This window comes from Streptomyces pluripotens (assembly GCF_000802245.2).
Taxonomy (GTDB): Bacteria; Actinomycetota; Actinomycetes; order Streptomycetales; family Streptomycetaceae; genus Streptomyces; species Streptomyces pluripotens.
The window spans coordinates 3,981,583-3,997,047 of the sequence record NZ_CP021080.1 but is presented as its reverse complement, the minus strand read 5'-3'; the positions used below and the strand labels follow the sequence as shown (position 1 = coordinate 3,997,047).

General features: G+C 68.7%; 12 protein-coding genes and 2 pseudogenes. 5 read left to right on the top strand and 9 right to left on the bottom strand.

Going from position 1 to position 15,465, the window contains the following annotated elements; translation table 11 throughout:
• Positions 1 to 183: 183 nt before the first annotated feature.
• From LK06_RS18135 to LK06_RS18125, 3 genes are all read right to left on the bottom strand, one after another.
• A complete protein-coding gene (locus tag LK06_RS18135) occupies positions 184 to 1,284 on the bottom strand; it encodes a bile acid:sodium symporter family protein (RefSeq protein ID WP_052270094.1) in 1,101 nt (366 codons plus the stop codon).
• Between the two features lie 265 nt (positions 1,285 to 1,549).
• Entirely contained in the window at positions 1,550 to 2,359 is an 810-nt protein-coding gene (locus tag LK06_RS18130; RefSeq protein WP_078858750.1) for a polysaccharide deacetylase family protein, read from the bottom strand.
• On the bottom strand, positions 2,356 to 3,693 hold the full coding sequence (locus tag LK06_RS18125; protein ID WP_234367446.1) for a glycosyltransferase: 1,338 nt from the start codon (positions 3,691 to 3,693) through the stop codon (positions 2,356 to 2,358). The genes LK06_RS18130 and LK06_RS18125 overlap by 4 nt, the downstream gene beginning before the upstream one ends.
• Before the next feature lie 189 nt (positions 3,694 to 3,882).
• Between LK06_RS18125 and LK06_RS18120 the strand changes: the two genes are divergently transcribed.
• Both LK06_RS18120 and LK06_RS18115 read left to right on the top strand, forming a co-directional pair.
• Entirely contained in the window at positions 3,883 to 4,302 is a 420-nt protein-coding gene (locus tag LK06_RS18120) for a BlaI/MecI/CopY family transcriptional regulator (protein WP_052270093.1), read from the top strand.
• Between the two features lie 6 nt (positions 4,303 to 4,308).
• On the top strand, positions 4,309 to 5,346 hold the full coding sequence (locus LK06_RS18115) for a M56 family metallopeptidase (protein WP_071659272.1): 1,038 nt from the start codon (positions 4,309 to 4,311) through the stop codon (positions 5,344 to 5,346).
• Positions 5,347 to 5,397: 51 nt separating this feature from the next.
• On the opposite strand, the pseudogene LK06_RS35315 reads toward LK06_RS18115, so the two are convergent.
• A pseudogene (locus tag LK06_RS35315) lies at positions 5,398 to 5,502 on the bottom strand (IS982 family transposase); the annotation flags it as partial.
• Positions 5,503 to 5,665: 163 nt separating this feature from the next.
• Between LK06_RS35315 and dnaN the strand changes: the two are divergent.
• The 3 genes from dnaN to ltrA all read left to right on the top strand — a co-directional run bounded on the left by dnaN (position 5,666) and on the right by ltrA (position 10,149).
• Positions 5,666 to 6,805 (top strand): DNA polymerase III subunit beta, encoded by a 1,140-nt coding sequence (dnaN, locus tag LK06_RS18110; RefSeq protein ID WP_039654763.1) that lies wholly within the window; start codon positions 5,666 to 5,668, stop codon positions 6,803 to 6,805.
• 142 nt (positions 6,806 to 6,947) lie between these two features.
• Positions 6,948 to 8,167 (top strand): IS3 family transposase gene (locus LK06_RS18105; protein WP_411572778.1). Its coding sequence is split into 2 segments (ribosomal slippage): positions 6,948 to 7,230 and positions 7,230 to 8,167, totalling 1,221 coding nucleotides; the frame shifts between segments, so codons are not numbered across the junction.
• 545 nt (positions 8,168 to 8,712) lie between these two features.
• The gene (gene ltrA / locus LK06_RS18095; RefSeq protein ID WP_086083388.1) at positions 8,713 to 10,149 is read left to right on the top strand and encodes a group II intron reverse transcriptase/maturase; all 1,437 of its coding nucleotides are present in this window, start codon (positions 8,713 to 8,715) and stop codon (positions 10,147 to 10,149) included.
• 263 nt (positions 10,150 to 10,412) lie between these two features.
• On the opposite strand, the pseudogene LK06_RS18090 reads toward ltrA, so the two are convergent.
• The 5 genes and pseudogenes from LK06_RS18090 to LK06_RS18075 form a co-directional block, all read right to left on the bottom strand.
• A pseudogene (locus LK06_RS18090) lies at positions 10,413 to 11,426 on the bottom strand (transposase); the annotation flags it as partial.
• A gap of 39 nt (positions 11,427 to 11,465) precedes the next feature.
• The gene (locus LK06_RS18085; protein WP_411572777.1) at positions 11,466 to 12,458 is read right to left on the bottom strand and encodes an IS3 family transposase; all 993 of its coding nucleotides are present in this window, start codon (positions 12,456 to 12,458) and stop codon (positions 11,466 to 11,468) included.
• Between the two features lie 32 nt (positions 12,459 to 12,490).
• The gene (locus LK06_RS35310; RefSeq protein ID WP_043404360.1) at positions 12,491 to 12,874 is read right to left on the bottom strand and encodes a transposase; all 384 of its coding nucleotides are present in this window, start codon (positions 12,872 to 12,874) and stop codon (positions 12,491 to 12,493) included.
• A gap of 68 nt (positions 12,875 to 12,942) precedes the next feature.
• Positions 12,943 to 13,524, bottom strand: coding sequence for a transposase (locus tag LK06_RS18080; protein ID WP_411572776.1), 582 nt, complete (start codon positions 13,522 to 13,524; stop codon positions 12,943 to 12,945).
• 561 nt (positions 13,525 to 14,085) lie between these two features.
• The gene (locus tag LK06_RS18075) at positions 14,086 to 15,237 is read right to left on the bottom strand and encodes an ISAs1 family transposase (RefSeq protein ID WP_234367286.1); all 1,152 of its coding nucleotides are present in this window, start codon (positions 15,235 to 15,237) and stop codon (positions 14,086 to 14,088) included.
• Positions 15,238 to 15,465 lie beyond the last annotated feature (228 nt).

Here is a 15,465-nt window from a genome sequence, read left to right as displayed (position 1 = left end):
CGTCTTCCAAATCCGGTGGTACCGGGGACTGAACAGTGGGGAGCAGGTGGTACCGGGGTACTACGACCGGGTGCCGTCTACGACCCGGTGCCGTGTGCTCGGAGCGGCTGTGAGCCCGCGCAGCGGCCCTCTGGCACCGGTAGGAGCAGCCTTGACGCCGGTCAGGGACGCCCTTGACGCCGGTCAGGACGCGGGAGCCGATGGGTACGCACGGGGGGCAGGTGACCGCCGTCCGCGCACCACCCTGCTGGCGGCCGTCTTCTGCAGCAGTCCGTAGGCGAGGACCGGCAGGAGCAGGTGCGGTTTGTCGGGCAGCGTGGTCGTGATCAGGACCGCGCTCGCGCTGCTGTTGTTCATGCCGCAGGCCAGCGTGAGGGACGACGCGGCAGGGGCGTCCAGTCTCAGCAGGCGGCCGGCGCAGCGGCCGGCCGCGAAGGACAGCAGGCAGACCAGGGTTGCCACGGCCAGTGCGGCGGCGAACAGCAACGGGCGTGGCCGAGCCAGGAAGGAGCCGAAGGCGCCGCTGGCGTTGACGTAGGTCAGGACGAGCGAGCCGTACAGGGCGACGGGTACGACGGTGCCGAGCAGCCGGCTGAGCCGCGGCACGGACAGCGCCAGGCGGCACAGGATGCCCGCCGCGCACGGCAGGACCACGCCCAGGAGGGCGAATCCGCCGTGGGTGGCGTGCACGGTCCGGGTGAGGGTGTCCGCGTAGTCGTCGCTGAGGAGCGGCATCAGGGCCCTGATGACCAAGGGGATGGTGAGGGGGCTGAGCAGGGTGGAAGCGAGGACGAGCCCCACCATGGTCGGCTGGTCGCCGTCGCCCTTGCCGGTCCACACGGTGGCCCCGGCGGCGACGGGCATCGCCACGATCAGGATCATCGCGGTGACCAGTCCGCTGCCGCCATCGGAGTCGGGAGTCTCGCGCAGCAGGAACGCGACGACTGGAATGGCCAGCAGCGGGATCGTCAAGTGCAGCGCGAGGCCGGCCAGCAGGGCGATCGGGCGTCGCAGCAGGCCGCCCAGCGCATGTACGGGCACCTGGAGCCCGGCCGAGAAGAGCACCAGGGAGAGCAGCAGGGGTGCGGTGGACAGGGGCAGGTGGAACGTGCCGCCGAGGGAGAGCGAGTGGGTCCGGCGCAGCCACAGTCCGGGGCCCGGCAAGAACAGCGCGGCAGCGTAGGACAGGACGACCGCGCGGCCGAGCCGACGTCGCAACCAGTTGGCGGCCCGGTCAACAGGCGGCTGGGAGGTGGGCGGCTGGGAGGTGGTTCGAGGGGCCAAAGCGTCCTTCTTCCGTCACACGGGCAGAGGCGGGAAGGAACGCCGGTATGTGCAAGGGCACGTAAATGATCATGTTCGTGGTGCTCCCGCGGGACGAGCGGCGTGCTCGGTGCCGCAGGGCCGTGCAGGGCGGAGTCGTCGGTGGATGCCCCTTCACCTTCAAGGGCGGAACGGCCGGCGGCGCGGCCGTGTGCGGCGGTGGGGGCATGCTGGAGCCTTTCCCGACGACGGAGACGGGCCTGGGCGGACGGACGGAAACGATTGACTACACAAAAGTAGACGGTCCACTGAGCTCCAGGCCATCGGTGGCCGCGCCGAGTGCCGCAGCGGAGGGCGCCCTTTCGAGTGAAGGCCACCCGTGGTCACGCAGCCGGCCGACCTCAAAGCCGCGTTCCGCGCAGGTGTCGAGGATGCGAGGCAGGGCGCCCAGGGCCGACTGCCAGGCGCCCGGGGCCGAGGTGCAGTCGGAGTCGTGGAGCAGGATGGTTCCGCCGCCGTCCAGATCGCGCGCGACCGTGCGGTGGACGGACTCCGGGGTGGCCCGGGCCGTCCAGTCCTCCCCCCAGCAGGTCCACAACACCGGAGTGAGGCCGAGCCGCCGGGCCGCGAGGTGGGCCGCGGTCGACATGACGCCGTAGGGCGGCCGGAACAACCTGGGCTGGCGCCCGGTGATCCTGGCGACGGTGTCGCGGGCACGGGCCAGGTCGTCGTGGGTGGCGCGGGGGCCGCGCAGCAGCAGCGGGCGGTGCAGCCAGCCGTGGACACCGATCTCGTGACCCGCGCTGGCGATCTCTCGGACCAGGCCGGGCGAGCTGTGCGCCTGCCCGCCCAGCAGGAAGAAGGTGGCACGCACCCCGCGCTCGGCGAGCAGCCGCAGGAAGAGCGGAGTGGAGCGAGGGTCCGGTCCGTCGTCGAAGGTCAGAGCGACGTGGTCCGGACGGCCTCGGCCCGCAAGGTGGGGCATGAGGCGGTTGCGCAGCGGTCCGAAGGTGGAGACCACCGGTGCGGCATGGGCGGCGGCGAGTGCGGGCAGGGCGGCCAGTGCGGCCGTGCGGAGGGGGCCGGCGAGGGTCATGAGTGGCGGCCTTCCGTCCGGGGGGCGTGATGCGGGGCGTGGTCGTCCAGGTCGAGGCCGTGGCCGATGGCGTGCGCCAGCCCCGGGCCGTCGTACGTCGTCGCGATTCCGATGCCGACGGCGCACGCCCATACAGCGCATGCGATCGCGACCGTGGTGCCGAGCCGGCGGGGCGTGGGGCGTCGGCGCGCCTCGGGCCCTGGGCTGGGCTGCAGCCCCGAGTGGTGCACGCGGGCTATCTCGGCCGCCGGGCCTCCACCTGGTGCCCCGGCGAACAGGGCGAGGCCCGTCGCACGCTGGCGTGGCCCGCGCGGGCCCTCGATCAGGTCGTGCAGCGCGGCCTTCAGGTCGGCAGGATCGCGGATCCACACCGCCGCCCCGGCTTCGTCCAGGGCAGCGGCGTTGGTCAGGCCGTGGCCGGGTATGCAGCGGTAGCTGGCGACCGGCAGGCCCGCGGCGAACGCCTCCAAGGAGGTGAGTCCGCCGGCGTTCTGGACCAGTACGTCGGCGGCGTGCATCAGGCCGGGCATGTCGTCCACCCAGCCGTACGTGTGCTCGATGCCGTCCGCGCGCAACTGTTCGGCCAGGGCCTCGTTGCGGCCGCAGACGACGACCGGCACGGCGGCGCCGCACTCACGCACTTCCCGGGCCACCTTCCGGACCGGTCCAACGCCCCAGGAGCCGGCGACCAACAGGGCGAGCGGACTGCGCGGCGGCAGCCCGAACCTGGCCCGCGCGCGATCGCGTTCCCGTCCGGCGCAGGGCGTGAACCGCGGGCCGGTGACCGGTCCGCAGACTCGCACATCCCGGGCGCCGACGGCCCGCGCCTGGGCGGCGGGCACGGCGTGGGCCGCGAGGTGGACGTCAACGCCGTCCGCCACCCACAGCGGGTGCACGGAGAAGTCGGTCAGGTAGGTGAGGACCGGCACGGCCAGCCGTCCGGACAGGCGCAGGTTTCCCAGTACTCGGCTGGCTCCGGGATAGGTGGAGACGACCGCGCCGGTTCCCGGGGCGAGGGCGCGCAGCACCCGGTCCTCGGCGGAGCGCAGCAGTGCCCGCGCTGCCGGGCCACCGCCTCGGGCGCGCTCGGTGCTGGCGTAGATCCGCTGGTAGAGCCAAGGAGCGCGGACCAGCATCCGGTGGTACCCGTCCTGGACGCCTCGGCCGAGTCGGGCGGGCAGCAGGTCCAGCAGATCATGCCGGTCGACGGTGAAGCCGTCCGCGGTCAGGCGGCGGGCGAGTTCGCCGGCGGCGCCGTCGTGCCCCGCGCCGATGCTCGCGGAAATGATCGCGATCCGGCCCGAGGGTGTCGCTTCACCTCTCGGACGTGGCACGGCACCTGCGGGCACCGTCCTGGGAAGGGTGCGTCCGGCGTGGGGCATGGGTCGGTCCTCCGCGCGTCGGGAGAGCTGGGAACTCTACAAGATGTAGTAGTTCGCGTTTCGAAGCCCGGAGCATACCTCCTACAACTAGTAGGAGACGGCCGGGTAGCCTCTCTTGCCGAAGGCGAAGAAAGGCGGACAGTGAGCGACCCGACGGACGAGAACGTCCCCGGCGGATCCGGCAGGCGGGCGCGGGGCGAACTGGAGAGCGACGTCCTGGCCGCGCTGTGGGCCGCCGACGGCCCGCTGACCGCCCGCCAGGTTCTCGACCGACTGTCCGGCGACCTGGCGTACACCACCGTGCTGACCATCCTGTCCCGCCTCTACGAGAAGGGCATGCTCGTACGGAACCGGGAAGGCCGCGGATACGCCTACACACCGGTCCGCGACGAGGCGTCGCACACGGCCCGACGCATGCGATCGCTGCTGGAGGAAGGTACCGACCGCGAGGCCGTGCTGACCCGCTTCGTGTCCGAACTCTCCGCGCAGGAAGAACAGTTGCTGCAGCAACTGCTCTCCAGACACGAAGCCCGCGACGAGCGTTCCGACCGGAGGCAGTGAGCGCCGGTGCTGATCAGCGTCTACGTACCCTTCGTCATCACGGCCGTCCTGACGCTGATCGCGCCGCGTCTCGCACGGCGGCTGACGCCGCGCCCCGCCGCCTGGGCCCTGGCCTGCATCGCACTCGTCACGGCGGTCGGCTGGACCGGCTCGCTCGCCCTGCTGGCGTTCACCGGCATCGCGCAGATCCCCGAGGTCGCGGCCGAGGGCCACTGGTCCGTGACCGCGCTGCGCGCCGAAGACCCGGTGGACGTCGTCGTCGCAGCCGTCAGCGCGCTCGTCCTGGCCGCAAGCGTCGTTTCGCTCGGCGTGGCCGCCCTCCGCCAGGTCCAGCAGATCGTCCGGGCCAAACGGGAGTGCGCAGCACTAAGGGGCGACACGGAGCTGGCCGTCGTCGACGACGCCGCTCCGCTGGCGTTCGCCCTGCCCGGAGCACCCGGACGGATCGTGGTCTCCCGGGGCATGCTGCGCTGCCTCGGCGACGACGAGCGCGAGGCCCTGCTGGCGCACGAGCGGACCCACCTCCGCGGCAGACACCACCTCTTCCTGAGCCTGTGGCGGCTCACGACGGCCCTGAACCCGCTGCTGCGCCCCCTCGCCGACACTGGCGCCTTCGTGTTGGAGCGCTGGGCCGACGAGGAGGCCGCCGTGCGGGTCGGCGACCGCGCGGTCGTCGCCCGCGCGGTCGGCCGCGCCGCCCTCGCGTCCGCCGGAGCGCCCCGCCCCGCCCTTGCCGTGACCGGCGGGGAGGTGCCTCAGCGGGTACGGGCCCTGCTGGCGCCGCCTCCCGCCCGCCGCAGCCTGCCGTTCCTGGCCAACGCTCTCTTGCTGGCCGTGTGCTGCGCGTGCCTGGCCAACGCGGCATCCGACAGCGATCGCATGGTCGACAGCGCGAAGCGAGCACAGTGCGCCGCCCTGGCAGGCACCACAAGTGCGTGGCCGCCGGGTGATCACCGGCACCGGCACGGTCCCGGCTCCTACTGCCACCCTCATCACCGGGGCGAGCGCGCCGGACACCGCCCCTGGGCCGCGGCAGCGTCGTGAACCTGGCACCCATGTCACTGCCCGTTACGGGTGCGGACTCCACCGTCCCTCACGGCGGAGCGGTTCGGCGACCTGGCGCAGCCGGTTGTTGTAGCCGGGTCGCTGGGGCAGGTACGGGAAGAGACGCCGCAGGTGGCAGCGAGCGTGGCGGAGCCACGCCGGTTTTCGCACAGAGCGCGGTCGCAAGGGAGTCCAAGTCGGGCGTCACCACCAAGTCGTGGGCTCCCCCGCCCTGGTGTGCCGGGACGGACCGAGCGTTGTCGGTGGCGACAGATAGCGTGCGCGGACCAAATGGTGCAACGCGATGGGGGAGGTACGGATGGAGTTCTGGATCGAGCGAGGCGCTCTCGCCGAGGCCGTGGCCTGGGCGGCCAGGTCGTTGCCCGCACGTTCGCCCGTGCCTGTGTTGGGCGGCTTGATACTGGACGCGGCGGAGGGACGGCTGCGTATCTCAGGCTTCGACTACGAGGCGTCCGCGACCATCGAGGTCCCGGCGGAGACACTGACAGCCGGTCGAGTGCTCGTGCTCGGGCGCAGACTGCTGGATATCTGCCGGGTATTGCCCGATGAGATGGTGACGTGCGCGCTGGAAGGACGGCGTTTCACGATGGAAGGGGGCGGTACGCGCTTTGGGCTGTCGACCTTGCCCATGCAGGAGTATCCGGCCCTTCCCGAGCTTCCCGCCTTTCGCGGAACGTTGGATGCGGCAGAATTCGCAGCGGCGGTCGCACAGGTCGTGATAGCCGCTGGCCGTGACGACTCCCTCCCGGTGCTCACAGGGATCCAGCTCCGGTTGGATGGCGAGTCCATGACGTTGGCCGCTACGGACCGGTACCGGTATGCCGTGCGTGTGGTGCCGTGGAAGCCGGATGGGGCGGCTTCCGACGCGGTGGAGGTAGTGGTTCCCGGCCGCAGGCTGACCGAGATCTCCCGTGCGCTGGCGAAGTCGGGGCTGATCCGCATCGGGCTGAACGGCACGGGTGGCGCGGGCGGTGGCTTGATCGCCTTCGAGGGAACCGGGATGCATACCACACTGCGGTTGCTGGAGGGGCGACTGCCGCGCTACGACAAGTTGTTCACGCTGGACAGCCCGGCAGTCGCGGTCGCCGAACGGGAGGCGCTCGCCGACGCGGTCCGCCGTGTCGCGGTCGTCGCGGAGCCGAACAGCCCGATCCGGCTCGGCTTCTCCGCCCAGGGAACCGTCCTCCTGCAAGCGGGGTACGAAGACGACATCGCTTCGCAGCAGCTCGCGGCCACGTTGGCCGACGCCGATGACCTGGTTGTCGCCTTCAACCCCGCGTACTTGCTGGAAGCCCTCAGCTCCTTCAACGCCTCCCAAGTGCGCTTTGAACTTCTGGGCCCCGGCCAGCGAGCACTACTCAGTGGCGTCCCGGACGAGGATGATGCGGCACGCGAAGACCACCGTCATCTCCTCATCTCAGTACGGCAACTGAGCTGACGAACAGCCGGAGCGACCCATTGGAATAGATCATCTAGAAGACTGCTGAAGATCTTGTCGTGGGCTGTCCAGCCGTAGGTCGGACAGCCCTTTGAACCGCCCCGTGTCAGGTAGAGACTCGATTCCGTGAAAGGATTGAGTCATGGCACGACCCTCCCGTTACCCGCTTGAGCTGCGCCGTCGCGCGGTGCGCATGGTTGCCGAAGTGCGCGGCGACTACCCGAACGAGACGGCCGCCCTGCAGGCGGTGGTGGACAAGCTCGACATTGGTTCCCGCGAGACGCTGCGGAACTGGGTGAAGCAGTACGAGATCGACGCGGGGCAGCGTCCAGGGACGACGACGGAGGAGTCCGCCCAGCTCAAGGCGTTGAAGAAGGAGAATGCTGAGCTGAAGCGGGCGAACGAGATCCTGAAGGCCGCGGCGAGTTTCTTCGCGGCCGAGCTCGACCGGCCATACACGCGCTCGTAGCGTTCATCGACGAGCACCGGGACCGCTTCGGCGGGGTCGAGCCGATCTGCAGAACGCTCACCGCACACGACTGCCAGATCGCCCCTTCCACGTACTACGCCCATAAGAAACGCCTCGAAACCCCCTCTGCCCGTTCCGTGCGTGACGAGGAGCTCAAGGAGAGGATCCACGAGGTCTACACGTCCAACTACCGTGTCTACGGAGCGAGGAAGATCTGGCGCGAGCTGAACCGGCAGGGGCATGCGGTGGCCCGCTGCACCGTCGAGCGCCTGATGCGCGAGCTCGGCATCCAGGGCGCGGTGCGCGGCAAACGCGTCATCACCACGATCCCCGGCGGGCAGGCCGAGCGGGCCCCCGACCTTGTCGACCGCGAGTTCGTCGCCGGCGCCCCAAACCGCTGCTGGGTAGCCGACTTCACGCACGTGAAGACCTTCGCCGGCGTCGTCTATGTCGCGTTCGTCGTGGACACCTTCTCGCGCCGGATCGTGGGCTGGTCGGCCGCCACGGTGAAGGAGACGGTGTTCGTGCTGGACGCCCTGGAGATGGCGATCTGGCAGCGCGACCGGGACCAACACCCCATACAGCCAGGCGAGTTGGTACACCATTCGGACGCCGGGTCGCAGTACACGAGCTTCCGCCTCGCCGAGCACCTGGACGCCGCCGGCATCGCGGCGAGCATCGGATCCGTCGGTGACGCGTACGACAACGCCCTGATGGAGTCCACGATCGGCCTGTACAAAACCGAGCTGATCAAACCCCAGCGACCCTGGAAGACGCTCTCCCAGGTCGAGCTGGCCACCGCCGAGTGGATCGACTGGTACAACCACCGCGTGCGCCACGAGGCGCTAGGAGATCGTGTGCGGGTGCGAATCCCCACCGCCGGACCGCCGTAGAGGCCCGGTTGAAGCTGGAGGCAGTCCAACTCAGGGAACGCTGAGGAGGGCGGGAAGCAGCCTCGACAACGTCGGGACGAGTCGGCACTGCCAGACGGCTCGGGTCCGGCTAGCAAGGCCAGAAGGCGTAACGAAAGTGAATCAGCGTCCGAAGTCCCGTAACAGTACCTCCCGGCTCCAACCTGGCGGATATGGGCCGGGGTTGCAGTACGCGACCCGTCCTCCAAGGAGATGGGCCGACTCTGAAGCCGCCCGCGGTGAAACGGCTCAGAGGCCACGCTGAATACCTGCGGTGTAGGCGTGGCGATGCTGCCGGGATAGAGCTGGACGCCGACCTGGCCGAACGACTCCTAGTGAACGTGGGAACCACTCCCGGTCGCCCTCTCGCCGGACATCCGGTGCGGTGATGGGCAGGCCCGTTGTCGGCTGTTGGCCGTGGAGTGGGGCGGAGGCCCCGTAGTAGTCCGAGCGCGCGAAAGGCGCGTACACGGCGAAGGGGGCCAGCAAGTCAGCAGGGAGGGAACTGGAATGCCGGGAGGGCGTTGGTGAATACCGACGAACTGGAGTGGGCCTTGATGAAGGCCGAGCGCCGGGTACTGGAGATCCAGACCAAGCTGCACCGTTGGGCCGTAGATGATCCTCATCGGCGGTTTGACGACCTGTACAACCTCGTGACCGACCCCGCGTTCTTGCTTGTCGCATGGGACCGGGTTCGGAGTAACAGGGGAGCCAAAACCGCTGGGGTGGACGGCCGTACGGCTGCGTCCATTTCGCTGCAGCAGGGCGTCGAGGGTTTTCTCGGCGCGCTGCGTTCCTCTCTGAAGGATCGCAGTTTCCTGCCGCTTCCGGCACGGGAGCGACTGATTCCGAAACCGGGGTCGACAAAGCGTCGACGCCTGGGAATCAGTACGATCCGCGATCGGGTGGTGCAAGCATCCCTGAAGCTGGTGATGGAACCAATCTTTGAGGCAGATTTTCTTCCGTGCTCGTACGGATTCCGCCCCAACTATCGGATCCACGACGCGGTGTCCGAGGTAAGACACTTGACTTCCCACTCTTACGAATGGGTGGTTGAGGGTGACATCCGGGCCTGCTTCGACGAGATTGCCCATCCGGCCCTTATGGACCGGGTGCGCCTTCGGATCGGGGACAGACGCGTCCTGGTGCTGGTGAAAGCCTTTCTGAAAGCGGGCATCCTCACGGAACACGGCTCGTTGAAGGAGAGTAGATCCGGTACTCCGCAAGGTTCGATCCTGTCGCCGTTGCTCAGCAACGTCGCCCTCGCCGTCCTGGACGAGCACTTCGCCCAGGCGCCAGGAGGGCCAGCGTCTACACCTAACGAGCGAGCGAAGCGCCGTCGCCGCGGTCTGCCTAATTACCGGCTCTGCCGGTACGCGGACGACTGGGTGATTGCGGTTACTGGCACGAAGGAAGACGCCTACACCCTCAAGGAAGAGGCAGCACAGGTGCTCAGCAGAATGGGGCTGCACCTGTCAGAGGAGAAGACCCTAATCACCCACATCAATGAGGGCGTGGACTTCCTGGGGTGGCGCATCCAACGCCATCGCAAGAAGGGCACGGACCGATGGTACGTCTACACCTACCCAGCCAAGAAGGCACTTCACGCCGTCATGGCCAAGGTCAAGACGATCTGCCGACAGGTCAACACAAACCAACCATTGGACGAACTCCTACGCCGACTCAACTCGGTGTTGCGAGGTTGGACCATGTTCTTCCGGCCGGGGGTGTCTAGCGCTACCTTCCAATACCTGAGCGCCTACGCATGGCGTCGGGTCATCAAATGGATTCGTAGCAAGCACCGCCGAATGAACTGGAAGGAACTGCGTCGCCGTTACTGCGGTGGCGAATGGTGGCCCAGAGGGCAGGAACGGGATCTATTTGACCCGGCAAAGGTGCGCACTACGCGTTACCGCTACCGAGGATCACGAATTCCGTCCCCCTGGCCGCTGGCGATAGCATGAGGACCGGACGCGGGCCCGAACTGGGGCTTGTGGAGAGCCCGTTGCGTTGACGAGGCGCACGGCGGGTTCGGAAGGCGGTCCGGGGAAACGGGCTGGTCGAAAGGCCAGTACCGCGCCCCGGGCCGACCTTACCGACTCCACGGTGAGATAGGGCACATCCCGCCCGTCGAATACGAAGCCAACTACTACACCGAACTCAAAAAACCCCAGGTCATCACCACGATCTGAGATCTCTACCGAACCCGGGGCGGTTCACTTCTTGCTTATGCGGTGGCCGGGGTGAGGTGCCAGCTGCCGTTGGCCCTGGTGAGTCCGAGGTTGATCAGTCGGCGGAGGTTGAGGGCGGCGGCGCGGTGGTGGAGCCAGACGTTGTTGGCGATGACGCCGCGGTAGGGGACCCGGCGGTTTCCCTTGGCGACCAGCCAGGCGATGGCACGTTCGACTGGGGGCCGCCATCTGCGGTATTCGTCCTGCCAGACGGGGTCGGTGGCAGCCTGGTGGCGGGCTGCGGTGAGCAGTTCGTGCTGGGGGTGGACGTTGAGGGTGCGCCCGGTCTTGGAGGTGGTGCAGCGTCCGCGCAGGGGGCAGTCGGTGCACATGCGCTTGAACTGGGCGGTGCGAGCACCGTCCGCTTTGACCTGTCCGAGGTTGGCGGTGTGTCCGGCCGGGCAGGTCGCGGTGCCGGCCGCCGAGTCGACGTGGAAGTCGTCGATGGTGAAGCCGCCGGGGATGGCCTGCCGCAGCGGCGGCGGCTTGATCACCAGGGTGTGGCCGTCGGCCTGCAGGTGTGCGCGCAGGTCGCCGGTGCCGTATGCGGAGTCGCCGAGCACGGTTAACTCCTGGCCCTCGTCCTCGTCGGCCAGCAGATCGCAGGCGACGGCGGCCTCGTGGTTGTCGGGGCCGTAGCCGCTGGTGAGGGCAACCGCGGTGAACAGCCCGGTCTCCGGCTCGAAGGACGCATGCCCTTTGAAGCCGTCCTGGTGGCGGGTTCGGTTTTTGTGGATGTGCCGCGCGTCCGCATCGACGGTGGACACGGTCCGGTCCGCGACCGTGCGCTGGGCGATGCGCCAGCGTCCGTCGCGTCCGTCGGAGTCCTCGGCCGGCTCCACGTCCTGGCCCGCGACCAGGGCCAGCAGGCCCACCGCGTTCGCCGCCCTCTCGCCCAGTTCCTGTTCGGGCAGGTGACCGAGCAGGTTGAGGGCGTCGGTGACCAGCGCGTCGACCAGCGCGGCGCGGGCGGCCTCGTCGTCCCAGGCGATCCTCGGCTTGCCGGGGTCGGTGCGGTAGCTGTCAAGTCAAATGAAACGTATGTGCGGCTATGAGTTGTGTTGCTGTGGTTCACGCCGCCTGGCGGGGTCGTTGATCCATGCCTGCTGGGGAATCGTCGGTGGTGCGGGGCGGCGGTTGAAGCGTTCGGGATGCTGCTCGAAGGCGGCTGTGAGGGTGGCCGCCCGCTGCTCGCGGACGAGTTCGGCGGTGCCGAAGTGGACGCTGGCGGGGGTGTGGTAGCCGATCCCGGAATGCCTGTGCACGTGGTTGTAGTGCGAGATGAACGCGTCCATCCACTCCCGCGCGTGGGCGAGGGAATCGAAGCGTTCTGGGTAGTCCGGCTGGTACTTCGTGGTGCGGAACTGGCTCTCGCTGAACGGGTTGTCGTTGCTGACCCTGGGCCTGGAGTGGCTACGGGTCACGCCGAGGTCGAGGAGCATCTGGGAGACCTGCTTGGACGTCATGGAGGTGCCGCGGTCGGCGTGCACGGTGTGCGGCACGATCCCGTTGCGGTCGATCGCCTCACGGATCAACTCCTCGGCCCGCGCGGCGGATTCGGCCGCCTCGACGGTGTGGCCGACGGCGTAGCGGGAGTAGATGTCCAGGATGACGTAGCCGTGGTACCAGATTCCCTTCGCCGGGCCGGCCAGGCACGTGATGTCCCAACTCCATACCTGCGAGGGGCCGTCGGCCACGAGCTCGGGAACCGTGTGGGGCGGGTGGGTGGCCTGACGGCGGCGTTCACCGTCCTGCCCGGCCTCCTTCAGGATCCGGTACATGGTGCGCTCGGAGCAGTGATAGCGGCCGTCGTCCAGTTCCCGGGCGTAGATCTGCGCGGGTGGCAGGTCCACGTACTCGGGCCGGTTCATCAGCTCCAGTACCGCCTGCCGCTCGGTGTCCGACAAGGCGTTGACCGGCGTGGGCCTCGGCGCCTTGGGTCTGGGCGGGGCCGGGTTCAGCCGCCGGTGATGGGTGGCCCGGGAGCGTCCGGCGATCCGGCACGCCGCCACGATGCCCAGGTACGGGGTCAGCTCCTCCACGGCCTCGTGGAGGAGCGGCTCCAGGGCGTCCTTCAGTCCGCGCTCTTGGAGAGTGCTTCCAAGAGCGCGTGTGTTTTTCCCAGCACCTCCAGCGCGGCATCCCGCTTCGCAACCTCCTTCTCCAGCCGCTCCACCTGACGCCGCAGCTTGTCGTTCTCGGCCTCGGCGGGGTGCTTCTTCGGGCGGGTGGGGCTGGTGCGGTGGTCGGTCAGCTTCTCCAGCGCGCCGGCGTCTCTGGCCTGACGCCACTCGATGACGTGGGAGTGGTACAGCCTCTCCCGGCGCAGAATCGCGCCCTTGTCTCCGGCGGGGGCGGCGTCGTACTCGGCGACGATGCGCAACTTGTACTCGGCCGAGAAGCGACGACGCTTCGGCCGCGGAGCGGGAACCTGCTCGGAAGAATTGGTACGGGACATGCGGATGGGTGCTCCTGTCGTGCACGCCCACAATATCTGATCATTTCAGGGCGTCTCACCCAACGGTGTCAGAGAGGGGTGTAGTCGTGTGCCGTGCACCACTGCTCCGCGGTCTCCTGCGCGCCGGGGACCTCACGGATCACCCGTCGGGCGGCGGAGATGATCTGGGTGACGGTGTCCTGGGTGGCCACCGCGTCATCGAGGACGGTGGAGTCCAGTGCCCGCCGCTGCTTGCCCTTGAGCACGCCGGTCCCGGCCACGACCTCTTTGACCTTGGTGAAGATCCGCGTCGGGTCGGCCGAGTGACGCAGCCGGCGCCGGAAGTACGTCAGCAGCGACGGGTCGAAAGCGGTGTCGTACAGGCCGAGCCCGCAGGCGGCCTTCCACCGCAGGTCACACCGCAACTCCTGGACTGTCTCGAAGTCCGACAGCCCGTGCAGGCTCTGCAGCACCACCGTCACGGCCAGGACCTGCGGCGGCAGACTCGGACGGCCGTTGGACGAGGGGTACATGTCGGTGAACATTCCTGGCGGGAACAGCACCTCGCGATGCTCGGCGAGGAACGCGAACACACTCCCTGCCGGGATCAACTCCCGGCAGGTCTCCCACACATCCGGCCCGACCATCTCTCCGGCCCATTCCCCCTGCATGCCTACAAGACTGGCCCCGACTCCACCGAGCCGGGGCCAGAACCCGAGATTTTCAGCAGTCTTCTAGCTAGTGCCGCATCAGACCACGTCCGCCCCGCAGAACCGCTGGAAAACTCGTCGAAGGAGCCACTCCGGCGCGGCCGAGGATGGTCTCTTTCTGGTCCCTGATCGATGTTTGGACGGACGCGGAGTCGGGGTCTGGAGTGGATTCCTTCCCTTTGCGCTCCGGAGGCCGCAACAGCGTCGGTCGGCGGCCAGGACATCGCCGTGGCGGGCGTTGACGTTTATTCCCCGCTCGATCCGGTGGGCTTGTGGTGCAGGTCTGTGGCCGCGTTACAGCTCGCTGTCCTCACATGCGGGTTGGTGATCGACCGGAAGCGACAGCCTATGAGCGCTGGAGGGGATGAACGCGGGGGTGGACCTTGGCCACCGTCTTCAGGTGCCAGGCGTGCAACGCGTCCCTCTCAGTGAGCCCGCGACGTGCGGAGGCCGTTGCCGCACATCTCGGGCAGGGAGCACAGGGCTGTTGCAAAGTCTTTTGATCTTGCGTGAGAGCGCTGGTCAGGCAAGGCCGAGGAGGTCCAGTGGTCGGCGGAAGCCGTCGTAGGACATCTCGCGGAGTCCGGCCGCGATGTTCGCGTGGCCGGAGGCTCGCAGTGTGTTGATCGCGAAGCTGCGGAGGGTGGCCATGTTGTCCGGGCCGTGTCCGGTTCGGACCGTGGAGGCGTCCTCGGCGAAGGCGGTGTCTCGGACGAAGTGGAGACGGTTCTCGATGATCCACTGCGAACGGACGATCTTCGCGATGCGCTCGGGGGAGGCTTCGCGGCTGGCCAGGTCCGTGATGACGTAGACCGTCTCGCGGCTGCGTTTGCCGGTCTTGCGCTGAGTGCGGTGCCGGACGATCTTCGCGACCTGGACCGCGTGGGGGAAGTCGACGCCGAGGTCGGTGATGGTCAGGGCCTGCACGACGCGGGTCTCCAGGCGTCCGTGGGCATCGGTGCGGTCGTAGAACTTCGCACTCGCCTTCTCCCAGGGCAGGGTGGCGAGTTGGCGGTGCAGGTTCTTCTGGTTGCGCTTCACGGTGAAGGCGTAGTGCGCCTTCTTCTCCTCGACGAGGAACCGGGCGTGATCGCGCTGGCAGTGCAGGGCATCCGCGGAGACCGTGACGCCGGTCAGGTCGTAGGGCGCCAGCAAGGCATCAAAGCAGGTGATTTCGTTCGTCTTGCCGGGGACCCGCAGTTGGGTGACGGTCAGGCCGGCGCCGGTGATCGCGGCCAGCAGATGGGCGGCCGGGATCTCGCCGTGGCGCGAGCCGCGGGCGCTCTTGCCATCCACCGCGAGGGTGTCCGCCCCGGCCGGATCGGATCCGAGCAGGTCGGCGAGCCCGCCGGGGCAGGCGGCGTTCAGGACGCGGCGGATGGTCGCCGCACTCGGCGCGATGCGCACGTTCAAGACCGTCGTGGCGCGGGCGCCGAGCCGGGCGAGCGTGTCCTGCGGGGCGCTCGCTGCCCACTGGCCGATCGCGGCGAAGGAACGGGCTCCGGTCAGCACCGCCGAGCAGGCCACCAGCAGCACGCTCACGAACGAGTGACGCTTCCCGCGCCGATGCCGGGGGTCGGCCAAGGTCCGCAGCCGCAGGGCCAGCGGTCCGATCAACCGGTGCTGACGGGTGGGCGACTTGATCAGACAGACGGTGGCAGACTGACGGCACATCGAAGCTCCGGGCGGTGCGGGCGACTTGATCGGTCACCGGCATCAACCGGAGCTTCGTTGCGTACGGACCGGGCCGACCGCGCATCGTCATACCGTCGCGACCTGCGCACTCACGTGATCACCGGGACTTTGAAACCGCCCTGGCAGGGAGCACCCTCTGAACGGCGTGACCGGGGTTGAACGAGGCAGAGGACTGAGACGGTGGCGTTGGGGGAGGTTATTTCACTC